25 protein-coding genes and 1 tRNA gene are annotated in these 20,036 nt (G+C 66.1%); 13 read left to right on the forward strand and 13 right to left on the reverse strand.

Annotated features, from left to right (window positions below; genetic code table 11):
* Positions 1-99: 99 nt before the first annotated feature.
* The 6 genes from A8G08_RS16980 to A8G08_RS17005 all read left to right on the forward strand — a co-directional run bounded on the left by A8G08_RS16980 (position 100) and on the right by A8G08_RS17005 (position 3,982).
* Complete coding sequence (locus A8G08_RS16980; protein ID WP_068276544.1) at positions 100-582, forward strand: pyridoxamine 5'-phosphate oxidase family protein; 483 nt, start codon at positions 100-102, stop codon at positions 580-582.
* 61 nt (positions 583-643) lie between these two features.
* On the forward strand, positions 644-982 hold the full coding sequence (locus A8G08_RS16985; protein WP_068276547.1) for an ArsR/SmtB family transcription factor: 339 nt from the start codon (positions 644-646) through the stop codon (positions 980-982).
* Entirely contained in the window at positions 979-1,470 is a 492-nt protein-coding gene (locus A8G08_RS16990; protein ID WP_068276551.1) for a pyridoxamine 5'-phosphate oxidase family protein, read from the forward strand. The genes A8G08_RS16985 and A8G08_RS16990 overlap by 4 nt, the downstream gene beginning before the upstream one ends.
* Positions 1,471-1,475: 5 nt before the next feature.
* The gene (locus A8G08_RS16995; RefSeq protein ID WP_157108626.1) at positions 1,476-1,952 is read left to right on the forward strand and encodes an SRPBCC family protein; all 477 of its coding nucleotides are present in this window, start codon (positions 1,476-1,478) and stop codon (positions 1,950-1,952) included.
* 104 nt (positions 1,953-2,056) lie between these two features.
* Positions 2,057-3,796, forward strand: a complete 1,740-nt coding sequence (locus tag A8G08_RS17000; RefSeq protein WP_068276552.1) for a cutinase family protein — start codon at positions 2,057-2,059, stop codon at positions 3,794-3,796.
* A gap of 113 nt (positions 3,797-3,909) precedes the next feature.
* Positions 3,910-3,982: transfer RNA gene (locus A8G08_RS17005), tRNA-Arg, on the forward strand.
* A 32-nt stretch (positions 3,983-4,014) separates the two neighbouring features.
* Here the strand turns inward: A8G08_RS17005 and A8G08_RS17010 are convergent.
* Positions 4,015-4,209, reverse strand: coding sequence for a hypothetical protein (locus A8G08_RS17010; RefSeq protein WP_068276555.1), 195 nt, complete (start codon positions 4,207-4,209; stop codon positions 4,015-4,017).
* 69 nt (positions 4,210-4,278) lie between these two features.
* The gene (locus A8G08_RS17015) at positions 4,279-5,517 is read right to left on the reverse strand and encodes a cation:proton antiporter (RefSeq protein ID WP_068276558.1); all 1,239 of its coding nucleotides are present in this window, start codon (positions 5,515-5,517) and stop codon (positions 4,279-4,281) included.
* A 131-nt stretch (positions 5,518-5,648) separates the two neighbouring features.
* Between A8G08_RS17015 and A8G08_RS17020 the strand changes: the two genes are divergently transcribed.
* Positions 5,649-6,092: an SRPBCC family protein gene (locus A8G08_RS17020; RefSeq protein ID WP_068276563.1), complete on the forward strand. Its 444-nt coding sequence runs from the start codon at positions 5,649-5,651 to the stop codon at positions 6,090-6,092.
* Positions 6,093-6,175: 83 nt separating this feature from the next.
* Here A8G08_RS17020 and A8G08_RS17025 read toward each other — a convergent pair whose 3' ends face one another.
* The 4 genes from A8G08_RS17025 to A8G08_RS17040 form a co-directional block, all read right to left on the reverse strand.
* The gene (locus A8G08_RS17025; protein WP_068276628.1) at positions 6,176-7,033 is read right to left on the reverse strand and encodes an SCO6745 family protein; all 858 of its coding nucleotides are present in this window, start codon (positions 7,031-7,033) and stop codon (positions 6,176-6,178) included.
* A 26-nt stretch (positions 7,034-7,059) separates the two neighbouring features.
* Positions 7,060-8,319 (reverse strand): SLC13 family permease, encoded by a 1,260-nt coding sequence (locus tag A8G08_RS17030; protein WP_222844277.1) that lies wholly within the window; start codon positions 8,317-8,319, stop codon positions 7,060-7,062.
* A 15-nt stretch (positions 8,320-8,334) separates the two neighbouring features.
* Positions 8,335-8,922, reverse strand: a complete 588-nt coding sequence (locus tag A8G08_RS17035) for a VOC family protein (RefSeq protein ID WP_245672869.1) — start codon at positions 8,920-8,922, stop codon at positions 8,335-8,337.
* Between the two features lie 267 nt (positions 8,923-9,189).
* On the reverse strand, positions 9,190-9,483 hold the full coding sequence (locus A8G08_RS17040) for an RNA polymerase sigma factor sigma-70 region 4 domain-containing protein (RefSeq protein WP_068276569.1): 294 nt from the start codon (positions 9,481-9,483) through the stop codon (positions 9,190-9,192).
* Between the two features lie 224 nt (positions 9,484-9,707).
* Here A8G08_RS17040 and A8G08_RS17045 point away from each other — a divergent pair, with 224 nt between their 5' ends.
* From A8G08_RS17045 to A8G08_RS17055, 3 genes are all read left to right on the forward strand, one after another.
* Entirely contained in the window at positions 9,708-10,451 is a 744-nt protein-coding gene (locus A8G08_RS17045) for a M23 family metallopeptidase (RefSeq protein WP_068276571.1), read from the forward strand.
* Between the two features lie 85 nt (positions 10,452-10,536).
* Positions 10,537-11,736: an acyl-CoA dehydrogenase family protein gene (locus A8G08_RS17050; protein WP_068276573.1), complete on the forward strand. Its 1,200-nt coding sequence runs from the start codon at positions 10,537-10,539 to the stop codon at positions 11,734-11,736.
* Positions 11,736-12,494, forward strand: coding sequence for an SDR family oxidoreductase (locus A8G08_RS17055; RefSeq protein WP_068276576.1), 759 nt, complete (start codon positions 11,736-11,738; stop codon positions 12,492-12,494). The genes A8G08_RS17050 and A8G08_RS17055 overlap by 1 nt, the downstream gene beginning before the upstream one ends.
* A gap of 9 nt (positions 12,495-12,503) precedes the next feature.
* Here A8G08_RS17055 and A8G08_RS17060 read toward each other — a convergent pair whose 3' ends face one another.
* From A8G08_RS17060 to A8G08_RS17070, 3 genes are read right to left on the reverse strand one after another with little or no spacing between them, the layout of a single operon-like run.
* Entirely contained in the window at positions 12,504-13,013 is a 510-nt protein-coding gene (locus tag A8G08_RS17060) for a hypothetical protein (protein ID WP_068276578.1), read from the reverse strand.
* Entirely contained in the window at positions 13,010-13,810 is an 801-nt protein-coding gene (locus tag A8G08_RS17065; protein WP_068276579.1) for a family 1 encapsulin nanocompartment shell protein, read from the reverse strand. Before A8G08_RS17065 ends, A8G08_RS17060 begins: the two co-directional genes overlap by 4 nt.
* Complete coding sequence (locus A8G08_RS17070) at positions 13,810-14,844, reverse strand: Dyp-type peroxidase (RefSeq protein WP_068276580.1); 1,035 nt, start codon at positions 14,842-14,844, stop codon at positions 13,810-13,812. Before A8G08_RS17070 ends, A8G08_RS17065 begins: the two co-directional genes overlap by 1 nt.
* Positions 14,845-14,940: 96 nt before the next feature.
* Here A8G08_RS17070 and A8G08_RS17075 point away from each other — a divergent pair, with 96 nt between their 5' ends.
* Positions 14,941-15,981, forward strand: coding sequence for an LLM class F420-dependent oxidoreductase (locus A8G08_RS17075; protein WP_068276581.1), 1,041 nt, complete (start codon positions 14,941-14,943; stop codon positions 15,979-15,981).
* A gap of 25 nt (positions 15,982-16,006) precedes the next feature.
* Here the strand turns inward: A8G08_RS17075 and A8G08_RS17080 are convergent, their stop codons facing one another.
* From A8G08_RS17080 to A8G08_RS17090, 3 genes are all read right to left on the reverse strand, one after another.
* Positions 16,007-16,333, reverse strand: a complete 327-nt coding sequence (locus tag A8G08_RS17080; RefSeq protein ID WP_068276584.1) for a cupin domain-containing protein — start codon at positions 16,331-16,333, stop codon at positions 16,007-16,009.
* A 132-nt stretch (positions 16,334-16,465) separates the two neighbouring features.
* Entirely contained in the window at positions 16,466-16,972 is a 507-nt protein-coding gene (locus A8G08_RS17085; RefSeq protein WP_068276587.1) for a dihydrofolate reductase, read from the reverse strand.
* The gene (locus tag A8G08_RS17090; RefSeq protein ID WP_068276590.1) at positions 16,969-17,769 is read right to left on the reverse strand and encodes a thymidylate synthase; all 801 of its coding nucleotides are present in this window, start codon (positions 17,767-17,769) and stop codon (positions 16,969-16,971) included. The genes A8G08_RS17085 and A8G08_RS17090 overlap by 4 nt, the downstream gene beginning before the upstream one ends.
* A 73-nt stretch (positions 17,770-17,842) precedes the next feature.
* Here A8G08_RS17090 and cobF point away from each other — a divergent pair, with 73 nt between their 5' ends.
* On the forward strand, positions 17,843-18,583 hold the full coding sequence (cobF, locus tag A8G08_RS17095) for a precorrin-6A synthase (deacetylating) (protein WP_068276592.1): 741 nt from the start codon (positions 17,843-17,845) through the stop codon (positions 18,581-18,583).
* Here cobF and A8G08_RS17100 read toward each other — a convergent pair.
* Complete coding sequence (locus tag A8G08_RS17100; protein WP_068276601.1) at positions 18,562-18,996, reverse strand: SgcJ/EcaC family oxidoreductase; 435 nt, start codon at positions 18,994-18,996, stop codon at positions 18,562-18,564. The genes cobF and A8G08_RS17100 overlap by 22 nt on opposite strands.
* 126 nt (positions 18,997-19,122) lie before the next feature.
* Here A8G08_RS17100 and A8G08_RS17105 point away from each other — a divergent pair, with 126 nt between their 5' ends.
* A complete protein-coding gene (locus A8G08_RS17105; protein WP_068276606.1) occupies positions 19,123-19,989 on the forward strand; it encodes an Fpg/Nei family DNA glycosylase in 867 nt (288 codons plus the stop codon).
* The last annotated feature ends 47 nt before the right edge of the window (positions 19,990-20,036 follow it).

The following is a 20,036-nucleotide window of genomic DNA, read 5'->3' on the forward strand; positions in this document are numbered from 1 at the left end:
GTGCCGCTTTCTCTCTCGACCCCCTGCCCAGGTTATTGAACACTTGTCGGGGTTGTGCCGCTTACCGCGGACTGAGAACTGAAGGGATGGGCGCACACGATGACGGAACCCAAGGAACAGCGCCGGGGTCGCAAGATCGCGATGACCACGGAGGAGCGCGACGACTTCCTGGCAGGCGAGCACACCTGCCGGGTCGCGACGGTCGGCGCGGACGGCCGTCCGCACGTGGGCCCGCTCTGGTACGTCTGGGACGGCACCGCGCTGTGGCTGAACTCGATCGTCAAAAGCCAGCGGTGGACCGATGTCGTGCGCGACCCGCGGGTGAGCGTCGTGGTCGACGCGGGTGAGGCGTTCCACGAACTGCGCGGGGTCGAGGTTCTCGGTCGCGCAGAGGTCGTGGGTGACGTTCCGCGGGGGACCGACCTGAACGAGGTGCTCACGGAGCCTGAGCTGCTGTTCGCACGCAAGTACCTCGGAGGCGACGTGTTCTTCGCCGATGGCAGGCACGCGTGGTTGCGGGTCGTGCCGGAGAAGGTCGTGAGCTGGGACTTCCGCAAGAACCCGCTGCTGAAGCCCGCTTGACCAATCCTGGGTGTCGGCCTATGGTTAACCCATCGGTTAATTAACTAGGTGGTTATGTACGATGGCCGAAGACCAATTGAGTGCCACGTTTGCCGCCCTCGCCGATCCGACGCGTCGGGCGATCCTCGCCCGGCTCGCGGACGGCGAGGCGACGGTGACCGAACTGGCCGAGCCCTTCGAGATGAGCCTTCCGGCGATCTCCAAGCACCTGAAGGTGCTAGAGCGTGCCGGCCTCATTTCTCGCGGTCGCGAAGCGCAGTGGCGCCCCTGCCGGCTCGAGGCGCACCAACTCGTCCCGGCTACAGATTGGCTCGACGGATATCGGCGCCTGTGGGAGTCGAAGTTCGACGCCCTCGATGACCACCTCCGCCAGATCCAGGGAAAAGGAGAGTCGTCATGACCGAGTTTGCCCAGGGCGATGTCGCACTGTTGGAGACCGACACCGCAAAGGAGTTACTCGCCGCGAATATGCCTGCCCGGCTTGCGTTTACCGCATCCGATGGGACGCCGCGCGTGATCCCGATCAACTTCGTGTGGAACGGCGAGGAACTCGTGATGAGCGGATTCGCGCCCTCGCGTAAGGCACGCGCCATCCGCTCGCATCCCGACGTCGCAGTCACTATCGACACGAACGAGGCACCGCCGCACGTGTTGCTGCTGCGCGGCCGTGCCGAGGTGGCCGAGTCCGACGGCTTGCTGCCGGAATACGCCGAGGCCATGCGCAAGGGTGGCGAGGAGCCGGTGGCCGATTACCTCGAGGCGCTCGCCGCACGTGCGCCGCGGATGGAGCGAATCTCGTTGCGCCCCAACTGGGTCGGCGTGCTCGACTTCCAAACTCGTTTCCCCGGTGGGATGCCCGCATTCTTGCGCGGCGAGGGAGAGGAGTGATCGACATGAGCGACAACAACATTGACGAGTCGGCCGCGGCCGGCCTCCGCGAGTTCACCATCGTCCGCGAGTTCGACGCACCCCGCGCCCTGGTGTTCGAGGCGTGGACCGATGTCGAGCAAATGGCCAAGTGGGCGGGCCCGCGCGGCTTCACCACGCCCGCGTCGTCGATCGAGCTCGGCAGCAAGCCGGGCGATCCGCAGCGCATGACGATGATCGACGACTCGACCGGCACGGAGTACGCCACGACTGGACACCTGGTGGAGATCGTCGAGCCGGAGCGGCTGGTGTTCACCTGGGGTGACCCGACAATGCCGCAGGACGGCGAGCACGAGTCGGTGATCACCGTCACTTTCGCCGAGTCCGATGGCAAGACGACGATGACGTTCCACCTGCGTGCGTCTGATCCGCTGAGCCCTGAGGACGGGGCAAGGGAGGGGTGGGCTCAGAGCCTCGATAGGCTCGCCGAGACCCTGTCGTGACCGTCACGGCTGTAACAGCGGTCTCTCTGTTCCCGACAAATTGATCATCGGTTGGGGACGATCGGCGGGCTACACCTGAGCCCGCCGAATGAATGGGGATGGGTATGGAACTGCGCAATTTCTGGCGTCGTCCGGCGGAAGAGAACGTCGAGGGCGTAGATCGCAATCGCAAGTGGGCACGGCCGGCAGTTCTCGTGCCGAGCGCCCTCGGCCTCGCCGCGCTGGCGTCGGTGCCGTTTCTCGGGCTGTCCGGGAGCCACGGATACGAATCCGTCCTCACCGGCGCTGGAGCGCCTGGCTGCTACGACATGGTGAGCCTCGCGATTGGCGGACGTGGTGACGTGCCGAGCTCCAACGCGAACAACCAGTTCATCGTGGCCGCCGACGGCACGGTGCTGCCCGCGTCCAAGTCGGGCAACTACAGCAGCCACTGGGTGGACCCCGTGGTCAACGCGCCGAACGCGACGGTGGGCTCCGATTCGTACGCCGCGATCTATGTCGACTACCCGGCGAACATGGACTCGTACGAAAACGCGGTCAACGCAGGCGTCGCGAATACGAAGACCGTGATGCAGTCGATCGCGAAGGAATGCCCGGACACCAAGTTCTCCGTGGTCGGGTACAGCGAGGGCGCCGACGTGGCGCGTCGGCTCGCCATGGACGTGGGCAACCAGCCAGCGGACGACATCACGATCGTGGATCCGAACTCCGTCGTCGGCGTCGTCATCCTCGCGGATGCGGGCCGTGCGGCCGGTGAGGGACCGTTCCCCGGCGCGAAGGACCCGAACAACCCGGACAACTTCGATGTCGCCTACCAGAACGGCACCAACGCGGCGGCCGGCCAGGGCGCAATGCCTGGCACAGGCGGTAGCTTCGGCGCCCTCGACGGCAAGGTCGCCTCGTTCTGCTCCGAGGGCGACCTCACCTGCGCGATGCCCGAGAGCACCTCGTTGCTGCATCTTGCGGTAAACGTCGCGCGGCAGGTGAATGTGGATTCCCTGCAGCGGGATGGGTTGACCGTCGCGAACGGTCCCGAGGTGGCCGCAGTCATCGGGCGCATCGCGCTCGCTGCCTTGAATGAGATCGCCACGCAGGACGACTGGATGCAGAGCGACGAGACCTTCCTGGATGTGCTCATCAAGGTTTCCGACCCATACTACGAGCCGGAGACGACCGCGACGCCGGGGGAGATCGCGCAGTTCACCACCAGGGAATTGCTCAACGTGGCCTACCTGCCGGCGAAGATCCGCAACGAGGTCATCGGCGCGATCGAGGACAACCAGAACACCATTCAGGTGGTCCAGAATGATCCGTACGCGCTGACGCTCGGCCCGGATACCGGTCACCACTTCGACTACTGGCGTGACGCGGACGCCGCGAACGGCAAGGACATGACCTCGGCTCAGTACGCCGCGGCCTGGTTGACGCACCTGGCGGAGGAGGCCGAGAAGGGCCAGCCGAGCACCACCGAGTTGCCCGACGCGGTTGATCTCGCCGGCTCTGCCGCAGCCTCCGCCACAGCTTCGGCATCCGCGACGCCGAAGGCGGCGCTTCCGACCTCGAAGGTGAAGGCCACCGTGGGTGCCAAGTCCGTGGCCAGCACCGACGCAGCCACCACGGATGCGACCACCACGGACGCGACCGCCACCGACGCGACGACAACGTCGACCGAGGCGAGCACCACGACGGAGGCTGCGGCCGACGCGTCCGCTGAGGTGACCACCACGGAGGCGGCGCAGGCTCCGGCCACCCAGGAAGCCGCATCGGCTGCCGAGGGGCTCATCCCCGCGGGAAGCAAGGCCGCCGCGGTGACCACCACCACCGAGCCGGTCCCGGCTCGCTGAGGCACAGGTTCTGAGCAGCGCCGATCCGGCCGATCATCAGGCCGGATCGGCGTTTGCGTTGTGTGCCGTGTGAAGGATCAGCCGCAGGTTACGGTAGGTTGTGACCTTGATTGGCCTTCGTAGCTCAGGGGATAGAGCAACCCTCTCCTAAAGGGTAGGTCGCAGGTTCGAATCCTGCCGAGGGCACAAATACAGAACCCACCGCTGGCTTTGGCGTACTAGGCCAGCGCGTCCTTCAAGGACTCGGCAATCGACGAGCAGGCGTCGTCGACGTCGTCGAAGAATCGACTGATCGGCTGTGGTTCGAATTCGCCGCCCCGGGTCAGAACGTGAATGACCGGATGTGGGTCCGACTCGGTCGGCGGCAGTGCGCGCAGGACAAGGACGATTTGCGGCAACTCTTGGTCGCTCATGCGTGCATTGTGCGCGTGCTCAACCGCTTTCGAACGTGAAATGTGCGACCCGATATTCCCATTCTGGAACTAACGTGCCGCATTCTTCGGCGAACCCTCGGGCGGATTCGCCGCAAACCACTTCGCGTACCGATCCGCGAGCGGCGCAGCGGTAACCCCGTGCAAGAGAATCGACAATCCCACCGTGAGCACCGCCGTGGTCACGAGCAACGTCTCGCCCGGCAACTCGTCGTGCTCTTCGAGCACAAGAATGATGAACACAATTGTGGCCAATCCGCGGGGGCCGAACCAGCCGAGGAATGCGACAGTCGGCAGTCGTGCGCCGGATTTGACCAGTGACATGGCCACCGGCACCATCCGGATAAACGTGAGGCTCAGTAGTGCGTAACCGGCCATCGCCCAGGACAATTCGGTCAGCGCAGGCCCGAGGAGCACAGCTCCGAAGACCATGAAGGTGATGGCGCTGAAGATGTCGCCGAACTCGTCGATCAATCGCGCAGGGTCTGCCTCATGGTTCTCCTGCAGGATGGCGCCGAAGACGAGACCGCCGACGAACGCGGCGATGAAGCCCGAGCCGCCGAGCGGGGTCGCGCACGTATAGGCGAGAAGCGCGGCGGCAACGGGAATGATCGGACCCCACATGGGTTCGATCCAGCCGCGACGGCCGGCGTAGACGGTGATCGCGGCGGCGACGAATCCCGCGACAGCGCCGGCAAGTGCGCCGTAGCCGATCTGCTCGGCGAGCAGCCGGACGGCGGTACCCCCGCCGATCGCGCCGGACTCCGCATGGGCGATAGCGAGCACGATCAGGAAAACCGGTACGCAGATGCCGTCGTTGAGACCGCTCTCGACGTTGAGGCCCTGACGAATCTTGGACGGCAGGCTCGGCAGGATGACCACCGCCTGTCCCAGTGCGGCATCGGTGGGCGCGAGAATCACCGCGAGCAGCAGCGCCTCGGGCCAGGCGAGATCACCGAGAACGACGAGCGCGGCACCGAATCCGGCGGCGATGGTCAACGGAAGGCCTATGCCGAGGAGTCGTTCGGGAATCATGATTTCGCTCCGCAGAGCGGAGACATTCACCTTGGAGGCATCCGCGAAGAGCACCAGACCTAGCGTGACCTCGGCGAGCAGTTTCACCGACTCGCCCGCGACTTCGACGTCGATCACATCGGCAAACTGGGTGCCGAGTAGCAACCCGGCGATCGTGAACACGATCGGCGGAGTAATTGGCGTGCCCGCGAGACGGCCCGAGACCATCGCGAAGACGAGCAAAGCTCCTGCGATTGCGGGGAGGGCCCACGTCATCGAACCGTCCTAGGGTCGAATCACTTCGTCGTGGGCCAATCCTTGCCGGATTCCGGCGAGTGCGCGCGCGATCCCGAATTGTGCTCGCGTTTCGCCTGGCTCGAGCGTCGGCGGGGATGAACGATGGTCATATGCCGAACGTGGACGTATCCACCCAGATCGTCATCGAATGCCCGCTGGCGGAGGTTGCGAGCTATGCGTCCGATCCCGACAACGCGCCGAAGTGGTACGTGAACATCGACTCGGTGGACTGGCTGACGCCGAGGCCGGCAGAGCTGGGTACGCGGGTCGCGTTCCGGGCGCGATTCCTCGGTCGCACGCTCGAATACACCTACGAGTTCCTCCGGTATGAGCCGGAACGGCTGCTGGAGATGCGTACCGCCGAAGGACCGTTCCCGATGTCGACCATGTACGCGTGGACCGCGGTGGACGACACGCACACCCGAATGACGCTGCGCAACAGTGGCTATCCGACCGGCTTCGGCAAGCTCGCCGCCCCGGTCATGGCGGCGGCGATGCGGCGGGCGAACAACAAGGATCTCGCCAAGCTGAAGGAGATCCTGGAGTCGAGCTAGTTCCCAGGTGCAGATTGTGTAAACGGGTGCGAAGTTTCGCCCCCGGCAACAAGGTTTGCACCCGTTTGGCCGTGCCTAGCGAGCTATTTCCCGTCGAAGCTCAGCCCGATCGGATTGGGCTCCGGCATGATTCCCGCGTCGCGCACCCGGCCGACCATCGGCTTCAAGAGGACCTGCAGTCGCTCGGTGCCTTCCGTTCCCAGCCGGTCCCACGGGGCTGAGGCGGCCCGGTCGGTGCCGGCCTCGACGGCGTCGCGGATCGCGCCGCCCTCGGTGGTGAGCTTGCCGTCCGAGTCGATCCAGCCGCGCTCGCGCAGAGCGAGGATCTCGGCGTTCCAGACGTCGTCGGGCCAGCCACGGGCCGCGCGCAGCAGGTCGGAATCCGCTTCGCCCGACGCGATCTTGAGGATGTGGCTGCCCACGGGGGAGACGTCGGCCGCGAGCAGGCAGGCCACGTGACCGTCGCCGCGATGCTCACGCAGTGTCGTCGTCGCCTGCCACAGCGCGGCGAGTGAATCGTCCGGGCGGAGCAGTGCCTGATTCCCCGCACCAAGCACCCGGCCCGCGCAGTCGGCGTATTGCGATGCGGTCCAGGTCAATTCGGCGGCTTCGTCGATTGCGGCCGGGTCTATCTCGGTGAGGATGCGGCGCAGCGCGGCTGTCGCGCCCTCGCTCCGGGCGCGCAGGATCGCGTCGATGCCGGCGAAATGCCAGGCATCCGGGAGCGCCCGCTCGGCGCGGCCGCGATCGAAGCCGTAGAACGTGGCGACCGCGACCTCGGGGCCGACCGGTCCAAGCGGCGCCACCCGGCTCGCGAAGTACCCCATCCAGAATCCGCGCAATCCGGCGGCGTCGGTCGCGCTACGAGCCTCGGGGGTGAAGTAGACGACCGCGTGCAATGGCTCGGTCAATTGCCACATCCGACGCGCGACATGAGTCATGGCGACCACTGTGCCAGCCGTCGCCCTCACGTGCCGAACATCGCGACCGAAACCCACAGCGCAGCAACGGACAACACAATGCCCGGGACAACGGTTCGCACCCCCAGCCGGACGAACTCCGAAAGAGGTGCGGGGGCGCCGTGGGCGGCCAGGACGCGTCGCCAGAGCAGCGTCGCGAGCGACCCCGCATGGGTGAGGTTCGGTCCGATATTCACGCCGAGCAGCACCGCGAGTACGGGCGCCGCGCCACCCGCGGCCGCGAGCGGGATGAGCACGAGTGCGGCGGGCAGGTTGTTGATCAGGTTCGCCAGCACCGCTGCAATCACTGCCAGCACGAGCAACTCGACAAACCCGCTGCCGGTCGGGACGAGTCCGTCGAGCGCGTCGCCGAGTCCGTTGTCGAGCACCGCCCGCACCACCACACCGAGCGCGAGCACGAACGCCAGGAACGGCACGCTTGTGGAGGCCGCCACCTCGCGCGCGGTCACCCTTCGACGCGTCAGCGAGTAACCGGCCAGCACGATGGCTCCGGTCGCGGCGGCCCAGATCGGATCGAGCCCGAACGCCGAGGTCACCACGAAACCCACCAGCGTCAACGCCAGTACCAGCACGGCGACGCGGGGGATGTGCGGTTGTCCGGTGTACTCCGGCGCAGTCGACGGCTGCGCGAGGTCACCTGCGAAGAACTTCCGGAAGACGACGTACTCGACGGCGATGATCGCCACGCTCGGCAATGCCATGAGCAGCGCGAACCGGCCGAACGAGAGATTGATGGCCGCGAACGCGAGCAGGTTGGTCAGGTTCGACACGGGCAGCAGCAGTGACGCCGAGTTCGCCAGATGCGTGCATGCGTACACGTGGGGGCGGGGTGGCAGTGCCAACCGGGCTGCGGTGGCGAACACCACCGGAGTCAGCAGGACGACGGTGGCGTCCAGACTCAGCAGCACGGTGGTGCCCGCCGCAATCGCGAACACGCCGGTGAGCAGGCGTTTCGGGGCCGCAGCCGCTCCGGCGCGGCCGGATCGCCGGGCCATGATCGCGCCCGCGGCGCGGAACAAACCCTCGGCTCCGCACACCTGCGCCAGGACGAGAACGGCACAGAGGAACCCGACGACCGGCGCGAGGTCTGTGATCTCCTCCCAGGCCGCGGCGGGTTCGACGGCGCCGACAGCGAGCAGGATCAACGCGGCAGGAACTGCGGCAACGGCCTCGGGCAGTCCGCGCGGCCGGATGCTGGCGAACGCGATGACAACGGCTAGCAGGCCGACCGACAGCGCCTCGGCCAGCGCGGATGGCAAGTGCTACTGCTCGACGAGCGTGGTGATCTGGAAGGTGGCACCCATCGGATCGGTGACACCGGCCAGCCGTCCGAACGGGCTATCCATGGGCGGACGAGGCACCTGACCGCCGAGCGCGATGATGCGCTCACACGCGGCGTCGGTGTCCTCGACACCGAAGTAGAACTGCCAGAACGACGGCACGCCGTCCGGCAGGACTCGGTCGGCGTCCATGATCCCGGCGAGCAGATGCTCGCCCGACCTGCCCTGCGCATATCGGAACTCGGCGGTGTCGCTGAGCAGGGTGTATGTCCAGCCGAACACCTCGCTGTAGAACGGCAGTGCGGCGTTGTAGTCCCGTGAGAACGACTCGAACCAGACCGGCGCGCCCGGTTCGTCGACGAGGCCGAAGCCTCGGTGCTGCTCGCCCTGCCACACACCCACGACGGCGCCGGCGGAGTCGGTGAACATTGCGACCGTGCCCTTGGCCTGCACCGGCATCGGCGGCAGGATCACCGTGCCGCCCGCCTCCGCGGCCTTCACGGCCGATTCCGCGGCGTCCACGCTGGACATGTAGACGCTCCAGATATTCGTGTAGGGATTGCCCTCCATCGCCGGCTGAGACCCGCGATGGGCTTGCCGTTCTTCCGGAACATCGTGAAATCGCCGAGTTCTGGATCACTGCTGTCGGAATCTCGGGTCCAATCGAATAACTCCGAATAGAAATTGGTCGCGCGTTGCATATCGGAACTGATCAGGTCGATCCAGCACGGCGCGCCGATTGGCGACGTGGGTTCCGGCACGACGGACTCCGTCCTCGAGGCGTGGGGGCGCCCCAAGACTACTCCGGCCGGGCGGTGCGGCGACGGGGTTGAACTTCTAGTGAAATACCTTGGGCGGCATCGGTTTTGACCGATCTCGGTCGATCGGAGTGAGTGGTTCGGGACTCGAAGTAGGAGTCGGCGCCTCGGCGCGAATCGCAGCGAGCAGTTCCTGGGCGCCGCGGTGCAGGTCGCGATGCACGCGTGGCGCGTCGGAGGCCAGCAGGTGGGACAGGTCGGGAGTCGTCAACGTGCGGTAGTAAGCGAGCACAACGGCCCGCCGCGCATCGGGTGGGAGGCCTTCCAGGGCCTTCGCCACGCGCGCCGAGTCGCCGTTGCGAGCGGGCATCATGGGCGCTGCTCGCGATCGAAACCGCACGTCATCGCCTAATTCTCGATCGGAATTGCGGACCTCGATAGCCACCCAGGGGGTGGAACCTACCCACCCTTCGCATCCCAAGGGCATGAATGAGGCATGCATCACGAAAAATTGCGAAAAGATCACGATCCGATATCGTGAATTTCAACGAGATCGAATCGTTATGAACTGACCGTTTATTTTTCGAGGTTTTTGATTTGTCTGATCACCGCACCACCGCCACGTCCATTCCCGCCACCGAACTCGCGCCGCTCGGCGCCACCGTGACCCGGCATCGCGCCGAGGCGCCCCGCCGAGGCAAGCTCGCCGGAGGAGCGGCGTCGCTGGCCATGGGTGCGGCGCTTGTCACCGGATTCCAGCTGGTCAGCCCGAGTGTTGCGGCTGCCGATCCAGTCACCGATGCGCACGATGCAGCTCTCAAGGCTGCCCGTGACGCCGCGCCGACCCTCCCTGCCGAGGTCAACGGCGCGATCGCGGGGCTCGAGCATGCCTACCAGGACTACATGAAGCAGTTCGCCCCGGCAGCGCCTGCGCGTCCGGCGTTCGTGCGCCCGACCGCCGGCCAGGTCAGCTCCGGCTTCGGCGGGCGCGGTGGCGGCATGCACTATGGCGTCGACTACGCCGACGCGATCGGCACCCCGATCCACTCGGTCAGCGGCGGCACCGTCGTCGAGGCCGGCCCCGCATCGGGCTTCGGACTCTGGGTCCGGGTCAAGCAGGACGACGGCACCACCGCCGTGTACGGCCACGTCAACGAGATCAAGTCGCACGTCGGCCAGCGCGTGGAGGCCGGTGACGTCATCGCCACCGTCGGCAACCGTGGCCAGTCCACAGGCCCGCACCTGCACCTCGAGATCTGGGATGCTTCCAACAAGAAGACCGACCCGGCGCCCTACCTCGCCGCGCACGGCGCCCAGGTGCCCTGGGGTCCGGGCCACTGAGGCTCGCAGCACTGACATTTGAATAACTCGGCGGATTCGCCGAAGCCACTACTGCGGCGAGAGTAACCACGGTTACTCTCGCCGCATGGATTTCGCGCCCTCGGCAAAGGCAGCCGACTTGCACAAGCGAGTTTCCGAGTTCATCGCCACCGAGATCGATCCGGTGGAGGAGAGCTATCACCGCGAGCTTCGCGCCCAGGACAATCCGTGGCAGGTGCTCCCGATCATCGAGGAGCTCAAAGCCAAGGCCCGCGCAGCCGGGCTGTGGAACCTCTTCCTGCCCGAGACACTGTCGAACACGGACTACGCACCGCTCGCCGAGTTGATGGGCCGCTCCGGCATCGCGCCCGAGATCTTCAACTGCAACGCACCCGACACCGGCAACATGGAAGTGCTGCTCAAGTACGGTTCGCCGGAACAGCAGAAGACCTGGCTGGAGCCCCTGCTCGAAGGCAAGATCCGGTCCGGGTTCGGCATGACCGAGCCCGCCGTCGCGTCCTCCGACGCCACCAACATGGAGTCGCGGGTCGTCGCTGACGGCGAGGACGTCGTGATCAACGGGCGCAAGTGGTTCACCACCGGCGTCGGCCACCCGAACTGCGCGTTCATCATCTTCATGGGCCTCACCGACCCCGAGGCGGATCGCCACCGGCGGCACACGATGGTCATCGTCCCAATCGACATCCCCGGCGTGACCATCGAGCGGATGCTCCCGGTATTCGGTATGCACGACGAGCCCTACGGCCACGGCGAGGTGAGCTTCACCGACGTCCGCGTGCCTGCCGCAAATGTGATCGCCGGGCTCGGCCGCGGGTTCGAAATCGCACAGGGCCGCCTGGGACCGGGCCGCATTCACCACTGCATGCGAGCAATCGGACTCGCCGAGAAGTCGCTCGAATTGGCCTGTCGCCGGGCCACCACACGTACCGCATTCGGCAAGCCGCTCGTCAATCTCGGCGGCAACCGTGAGCGAATTGCCAAGGCGCGCATCGCGATCGATCAGGCGCGGCTGCTGGTGCTCTACACCGCTTGGTTGCTCGACACGCAGGGTGTCGGCGCGGCGCTGTCGCAGGTCTCGCAGATCAAGGCGCTCGTGCCGAATATGGCGATCGAGATCATCGACATGGCCATCCAGTTGCACGGCGGCGCGGGCCTGACCGACGACTTCCCGCTCGCCGCGGCCTATGCGGGTATGCGTTCGCTGCGCTTGGCCGACGGTCCCGACGAGGTGCACCTCGGCGTCGTCTCGCGCATCGAACTCGGCAAGTACAAGGTTGGCCACTGATGGGCGCACCCACCCGCCGCAACATCCTCATCACCGGGGCGAGCTCCGGGCTCGGTGAGGGCATGGCCAGGCTGTACGCCGCGAAGGGCCGGAACCTCGCGCTGTGCGCGCGGCGGCTCGACCGGCTCGAGCAGCTCGCCGACGAACTGCGTACCGCGCATCCGGGTATCACCGTCGTCGTTCGTGAGCTCGACGTGAACGACCACGATGCTGTGTTCCGGGTGTTCGACGAATGCAACACCGAGCTCGGCGGGCTCGACCGGGTGATCGCCAATGCCGGGCTCGGCAAGGGGCAGCCGGTCGGCACCGGCAAGTTCTACGCGAACAAGCAGACCGCCGAGACCAACTTCATCGGCCTGCTCGCGCAATGCGAGGCGGCGATGGAGATCTTCCGGGCCCGCAACGCCGGTCACCTCGTAGTGGTTTCGTCGTTCGCATCGGTGCGCGGCGCTCGCGGCAACATCACCACCTACGCAGCGAGCAAGGCCGCGGCCGCGTCACTCGCCGAAGGGGTCCGGCTCGACGTCGCGAACGCCCCGATCGCTGTCACCACGATCAAGCCCGGTTACATCGAGTCGGAGATGGTGGCCAAGTCCGGCGGCGGGTCGATGACCACGTCGGCGGAGAAGGGTCACCGCGACATGGTCGCCGCGATCGACAAGGAACCGGCGAACGCGTTCGTGCCGTGGTGGCCGTGGGCACCGCTGGCGAAGGTGATCTCGGTTGCCCCGCTGCAGTTGCTACGCCGGCTTATGTAGTCAGCTGCCCTACGACACCTTCCAGTACTGCTCGAGCGCGTTCTGAATCTCCGGCAACACGGTGGTCGGGATCTTGCGCTCGTGCAGTACTGCGAGGACGCGTTTCACCTGCTGGCGCTTGCGCAGCTCGTAGGGATTGCCGACCTGGTGGTGCACGGGCGGGACACGCAGCAGCGGAAGTTCCGCGCCGGCGGGTTCATTCAGGTCGAGCGTCAGGGACCATGTGCGGTCGGCCTCGTTGGCGAACCGTGCAGCGCGCACATTCGTCCACGGTGTCCGCTGCGCTGCCCACGGGGTGGTAGTCACGATGCCGACGTCGTTGAGGACGACGGAATCGCGGGCGAACAGTGCGAGGGTCACCCCGATCCCGACCACCACGCCGATCAGCAGCCCGGTGAAGAAGCGGTTGCCGCTGAAGACGGCGACGACAACCGCGCAGATCACCGCTGTCACCACCACTCCGGCGGCCAGATAGATCGCGCCGCGCTTGACGGACACGACCCCCGCGCGCGCCGTCACGACGACGTAAGCGCCACAGCGGCCTCCGCGGTGTACACCAGGAAGGTCAAGGTCTCTTGGAAATAGAGCTGCACGCTGTCGGCGTCGTGGGACAGGTAGCCGATCGAGAGATCCTGGCCTACCTGTAGATCGAAATCGCCACCGCGCGTGGTCAGTACGAACGCGCCATCGATGGCCGGCGCCCAGATGATATCGCCTTCGATGAGCCGCTTGATGTGCTCCCGGATCGGGTAGCCGTGCTCGGTGGTCTCGCTGACCTTCGTGTACTCGTCCGCGGCAAGCAGCACAGAGTAGGGGCCACCGACACCGGCGAGGCGTAGCTCGCTCAATGCCTGGCTGATCGCCTCGGGCACAAGGCGGGGATCCTTCGGCAGCGCGATCGGTGCATTCGACGCGGAGTCACGGATGCCGGTGATCCCGGCCGCCGCGTAACCCTCGAAGATCGCACGGTCCTCGGCGAAGGCGATCTTGCGCGCGGCCTCCTTCACCGCGTCCCAGTCCGAATCCTGTGCGCCGCGCTCGACGTTGTCGATCTCCTCGCGCGACAGCGTGAACGGCACCTTCAACTCAACCAGTGGGGCGACCCGCCGTGACCACGCGAGCACACCTTCGGCGGGTGCAGCAATGGGGGAGGTCCGACCGAGGCCCACCGCCGAATAGTCCGGGCCGTGTGGTCCCGAGAGGTCGACGACGCGCCGACCGGCGCTGTGCCGCTTGAAGGTTCGCTTCGCCTCCTCCTCGATCGATGCCCAGGCAACGTCGGTGATCGGCGCGAGCTCGCGGTAGAGGTTGTTCATCAGCTCGGGTCCCCTTTCAGGCTTCCAATGCGCAGTGAAAAGTCGGGAGTGCTTGGGACGGAATCTGATTCAGGATCGACTGTATCCAGAACCTCGGCCGCCTGGGTGGGTGCCGGCGGTAGGTCGTCGAGGAAATCGATGGTCGGCGCAAAGAACAGGCAACCCGTCTGCGCCGTGGAGAAGTCCAGGATGCGATCGTGGCTGGCGTCCGCGGTGCCGAGAAACATCTGCTCGAGCATGGTCTCGGTGACGCTCGGCGTGGCCGCGTAGCCGATGAAGTAGGTGCCGTACACGCCATCCTTGACGCTGCCGAAAGGCATGTTGTGCCGCAGGATCTGGAGTTCGTTGCCGGTCTCGTCGCTCACCTGCGTCATCGCCACATGCGAGTCGGCCGGCTTCACGTCGTCGGCCAATTCGTAGTCGCCGAGCTTGGTGCGACCGACGATGTATTCCTGCTCCTCGGTCTTCAGCTCGTTCCATTCCACGATCGGGTGGAGGTAGCGCTGGATGATGACGTAACTGCCACCGCTGAACTCGGCATCCTCGTCGCCCACGAGTGCCGCTTCGCCCGCGGCAGTACCGGTCGGGTTCTCGGTGCCGTCCACGAACCCGAGCAGGTCGCGCTGCTCGAAATAGCGGAACCCCTGGGTGTCGTCGAGAACGGTGATCGCGTCGCCGAGGTTCTGCACGAGCCGCCCGGCGAGTTCGAAACAGGCGTCCATGGATTCGGACCGAATGTGGAACAGGATGTCCCCGGGCGTGGCAGGGGCGTGGTGCCGCTCGCCCTTCAATTCCCGAAAGGGATGCAGTCCAGACGGTTTCGGTCCGGCGAACAGTCGATCCCAGGCGTCGGACCCAATGCTGGTGACGCAGGACAGATCTGCGCCCGGCACCCGGAACCCGATCGCGCGCTGCAAACCCGACACTTCGGCAAGCGCGTCACGCACTCGGTCTTCGCCGCCTTCGTTGATTGTCACGACGAGAAAGATCGCCGCGGGCGTCAAAGGCGCGAGGATCGGCTGCGATTCGGCCATGCGATAACCCTAGATCACGAAACGGTCTATGGTCCGGCGCTGCGAAAATGGTCGCCCGGATGCACTGTGACGCGCGTCGCCGGTTAACGTTGATTCATGCGTATCGGGCTGAGCATCAACTATGCGGGTGAGTTTTCGCAGGCGGCCGCGGAGGTCGCCGATCTGGAGCGAGCAGGCGTTGACATCGTCTTCGTTCCCGAGGCGTATTCCTTCGATGCGGTGAGCGCGCTCGGGTTCCTTGCGGCAAAGACGTCGCGGGTGGAACTGGCCTCCGGCATCCTGCAGCTGTACACCCGCACACCGACGCTGACCGCGATGACGGCGGCCGGCTTGGACTTCGTTTCCGACGGGCGCTTCGTGCTCGGCCTCGGTGCATCCGGCCCGCAGGTGATCGAGGGATTCCACGGCGTCCGCTACGACGCGCCGATCGGACGCACCCGCGAGGCCGTTGAGATCTGCCGCAAGGTGTGGCGACGTGAGCGGGTCGAGTACCAGGGCCGCTACTACCAGGTTCCGCTGCCGGCGGATCAGGGCACGGGCCTCGGCAAGCCGCTGAAGCTGATCAACACGCCGGTGCGCGAGCGGATTCCGGTGCTGCTGGCCGCGCTCGGTCCGAAGAACGTCGAGTTGACCGCTGAGATCGCCGAGGGCTGGCAGCCCATCTTCTTCCACCCGGAGAAGGCCAACGATGTGTGGGGCGACGCGCTGGCGAAGGGCAAGGCCAAGCGCGATCCCGCACTGGGCGAGCTGGAGATCTACGCCGGCCCCGCTGTGGCCATCGGCGACGACGTCGAGGACCGCCTCGAGTGGGTGAAGCCGAGCCTTGCGCTGTACATCGGCGGCATGGGCGCCAAGACCAAGAACTTCTACCACGAGCTGGCGACGCGTTACGGCTACGGCGCAGAGGCCGACACGATCCAGGATCTGTACCTCGCGGGTCGCAAGGAAGAGGCGATCAAGGCCGTGCCCGACGAGCTCGTGCGCGCGGTTTCGCTGATCGGCCCGGCCGGTTATGTGAAGGAGCGCATTGCCGCATTCGCAGAGGCCGGCGCGACCACGCTGAACGTGGTGCCGCTTGCTGCGGACGCGGCGGGACGGCTGAAGACCGTGGAGCAGCTGCGCGCGCTGGTCGACTGACCCGCGCGGGCGGTCGCGGGGTGAGCTACTTCGCGACCGTCAGCAGAAACGCAACGTCCTCGAGTGCCTCGACGCTGTGCCGTGCGCGTGGCACGACGATGAGGTCGCCCGCCGACCCCTTCCAGGTATCGCTGCCGCTGACCACCTGAAGCGTTCCGTTCAGCACCAGCAGCGTCGCCTCCCCGGCGTTGTCGTGCTCGGCCAGGCTCTGCCCGGCGGCGAGGCCGACCACCGTTTGCCGCAGACTGCGGCTATGCCCGCCGTAGATCGTTTGCGAGCTGCGGCCGGACGTGGCCGAGCCGGCAATCTTCAATTGCTGACGCGCCACTGCGGTGAGCGACTTCTTGTCCATATGGGCTGCCTCTCCGGGGCTGTGGGAGGACGTGCCCCTCGATTATGCCCTTAGCTTCATGGAGCGGCGCAAGAATTGCTGGAGCCGAGAAAACCGCAGGTAAAGGCTCTCCCGGTGGCGTTCGGCAGACCGTCAGCGGGCGTTCGAACGGACATAGCGCCGAATCCGGAATGCGGTACCAGCGGCCTTGGAACGTTGCCACTCGCCGTCCTCGGCGATGGTCCATTCCGGCCCTATCGCCGGTGCGAAAGCGTCACCGGAGACGTCGAGATCGACCTCGGTGACCACCAATTCGGTTGCGGCCGGCAGTGCGGCGTCGTAGATCTGGGCTCCACCTATCACGGCCACCGGATCGGGAAGTACGAGCGCGATGGCGGCACGCACCGACGGCGCAGGCTCGGCTCCGTAGCCGTACCAATCGGCCTGACGGGTGACGACGATGTTCCGCCGCCCGGGTAGCGGGCGATTGCGCTCGGGCAGCGAATCCCACGTCTTGCGGCCCATCACCACCGCGCTGCCCATCGTCACCCGTTTGAAGTGGGCGAGATCCTCAGGCAGGTGCCAGGGAATGTCGTTGCCGGAGCCGATCACGCCGGTGGGCGTCTGTGCCCAGACAAGGCGTACAGGCGTGGAGCTCAAACCGCCACCGGCGCCTTGATGGCGGGATGGTGCTCGTAGCCGAGTACCTCGACGTCGGAGTACTCGTAGTCGAAGATCGAATCTGCTTGGTGCAGAGCAAGTTTCGGGAACTCGAAGGGCTTGCGGGAAATCTGCTCGCGGACCTGATCGACATGGTTGTCGTAGATGTGGCAGTCGCCGCCCGTCCAGATGAACTCGCCCGGTTCGAGCCCGGCCTGCTGCGCGACCATATGCGTCAGCAGCGCGTAGCTCGCGATGTTGAACGGGACGCCGAGGAACATGTCCGCACTGCGCTGGTAGAGCTGGCAGGACAGCCGGCCGTCGGCGACGTAGAACTGGAAGAACGTGTGGCACGGCGCGAGGGCCATTTGCGGGATATCGGCGACGTTCCAGGCAGAGACGATCATTCGGCGCGAGTCAGGGTCGCTGCGAAGCGTTTCGAGCACCTGTGTGATCTGGTCGATGTGCTCGCCGGACGGGGTCGGCCAGGAGCGCCACTGCACGCCGTAGACCGGGCCGAGTTCGCCGTCCTCGTCGGCCCATTCGTCCCAGATCGTCACGCCGTTGTCCCGCAGCCACTTCACATTGGACTCGCCGCGCAGGAACCACAGCAGCTCGTAGACGATCGACTTGAGATGCACCTTTTTGGTGGTGATCAGCGGGAATCTGTCGGCGAGGTCGTAGCGCAGCTGATGGCCGAAGACGCTGCGGGTGCCGGTGCCGGTGCGATCGGCTTTGGCGGACCCGGTGTCCAGAACGCGTCGGAGCAGGTCCTCGTACTGGGTATCGGTCGCCACGCCGTCAGTCTACGGCCCGGCCGAATCGCACCAACGGACCTGCGCGTGGCGTGCCCTGACTAGGGTTTCACCCATGCGCAAGCTCTATCTCATTGGCGTTGGCGCCGGAGACCCGGACCACATCACGATGCAGGGCATCCAGGCGATGAACGAGGTCGACGGGTTCTTCGTCATCGGGAAGGGCGAACTGAAACGTGAGCTGATCGAGGTGCGCACGGCGATCCTCGACAAGCACAGGAGTGCGTACTACAAGCTGATCGAGGTCGTCGATCCGCCGCGCGACCGCGAGCCGTCGGACTACGTCGACGAGGTCGACCTCTGGCACGACAAGCGCGCCGAGTTGCTTGAGGAACAGTTCGGGGCACTCGATGGTGTCGGGGGACTGCTGGTGTGGGGCGACCCGTCGCTCTACGACAGCACGTTGCGGATGGTCGAGCGGGTGCTGGCTCGCGGCATTATCGACTTCGAATACGAGGTGATTCCGGGGATCACGTGTGTCTCGGCGCTCGCTGCCCGGCACCGGATCGTGCTCAACCGGGTAGGCGAGCCGGTGCTGTTCACCACTGGCCGCAAGTTGCGCGAGGGTCTGCCCGACGGGGTACTCGACGCGGTCGTGATGCTCGATTCGGACTGCTCGTTCACCACCCTCGAGCCCGAGACACAGATCTGGTGGGGCGCGTATCTCGGCATGCCCGACGAGGTGCTGATCGCCGGCACCATTGGTGAAGTGGGCGAACGAATCCAGACCGAGCGCGCCGAACTGCGCGCCCGCAAGGGCTGGATCATGGACACCTACCTGGTCCGCAGGCCCTGACTCTCGTCGATCGGAGTGTTCTGCGCTGCGGCCACCCACCATCGTCCGTCGCGTTCCACGAGGACGTACAGCGCGACCTCGGAGAAGCCACCGGGATCGAGCGCCGCTCTGCGGATCTGGGTAACGACCACGCCCGGAGCGGGACTTATCGCGGCGACGACATCGAAACGGGACGCCGGTGCGGCAGGCTTCGGCTGCTGCATCAATCGGTGATGGATGGCATTGAGCTGATCGTGGCCGATGACCAGTGCGCCGAAGGGCGTGCCCCAAACCACGTCCGCGGCCAGCGAACTGTCGTACAGGTCGGCGTCGGAAGTCTCTAGCGCCTTCTGCAACTCGGCGGCGAGGGCATTGGCCGCGGCCTGTGCGGTCGCGTCGGCGGAAAGGCTGTGCAGGTTCGGTCGAGTGTCCATCGATTCCTCCCATTCGTGATGTGACCCCAGCCTGCAAGCTCAACCGAGCTCGAGGTCAAGTTCGCTATGCACGGCGGTGGCGAATTCATCGGCCGGGCTTCGGGCTTCCTCGTCTAAGCTGCGGTTATGCCCGAACTACCCGAGATCGCGGCGCTTGAGCAGTTTCTGCAAACCCATGCGGTCGGCGCGGTGGTCGGCCGGGTGGATGTGGCGGCACTGAGTGTGCTGAAGACGTTCGACCCGCCCGCCACTGCGCTGCAGGGCCGGGACGTGACCGGGGCCGGCCGGTTCGGCAAGCACCTCGGCCTGAACTGTGACGGGTTGTGGCTGATCACCCATCTGTCCCGCGGGGGATGGCTGCGCTGGACCGACAATCCCAGTGCCACACCGCCCAAACCGGGAAAGGGGCCGCTCGCGCTGCGGATGCATTTCTTCACCCCCGAGGGTGCGACGCCGGCGTTCGACCTCACCGAAGCGGGCACCAAAAAGCGACTCGCGGTGTGGGTGGTGTCGGACCCGAAGGAGATACCGAGCGTCGCGCGCCTCGGCCCGGATGCGCTCGAGGTCACCGAGGACGAATTCGTAGCGCTGCTGGCCGGCACGTCGCAGCGGATCAAGACGGCGATCGTCGACCAGGCGCTGATCGCCGGAATCGGCAACGCGTACTCCGATGAGATCCTGCATGCGGCGAAGGTCTCGCCATTTGCGACGACGAGCGCACTCGGCGCCGACAAGGTGGCCGAGGTGTATGCCGCGATGCGGTCGATGCTCGGCGATGCGGTCGAACGATCGGTGGGCCAGGACGCGGCACGGCTCAAGGGGGAGAAGCGATCCGGGATGCGTGTGCACGCGCGCACCGGGCTGCCATGCCCGGTCTGCGGCGACACCGTGCGCGAGGTGTCGTACGTGGACAAGTCGTTCCAGTACTGCGCGACGTGTCAGACCGGCGGCAAGGTGCTCGCCGACCGGCGCATGTCCCGGTTGCTCAAATAGGCGCCCCTTCGCAGCACACTTTCCGTTGTCCCGCAAGCGTTTCCGCA

This window comes from Aldersonia kunmingensis, assembly GCF_001646865.1.
GTDB classification, from domain to species: domain Bacteria; phylum Actinomycetota; class Actinomycetes; order Mycobacteriales; family Mycobacteriaceae; genus Aldersonia; species Aldersonia kunmingensis.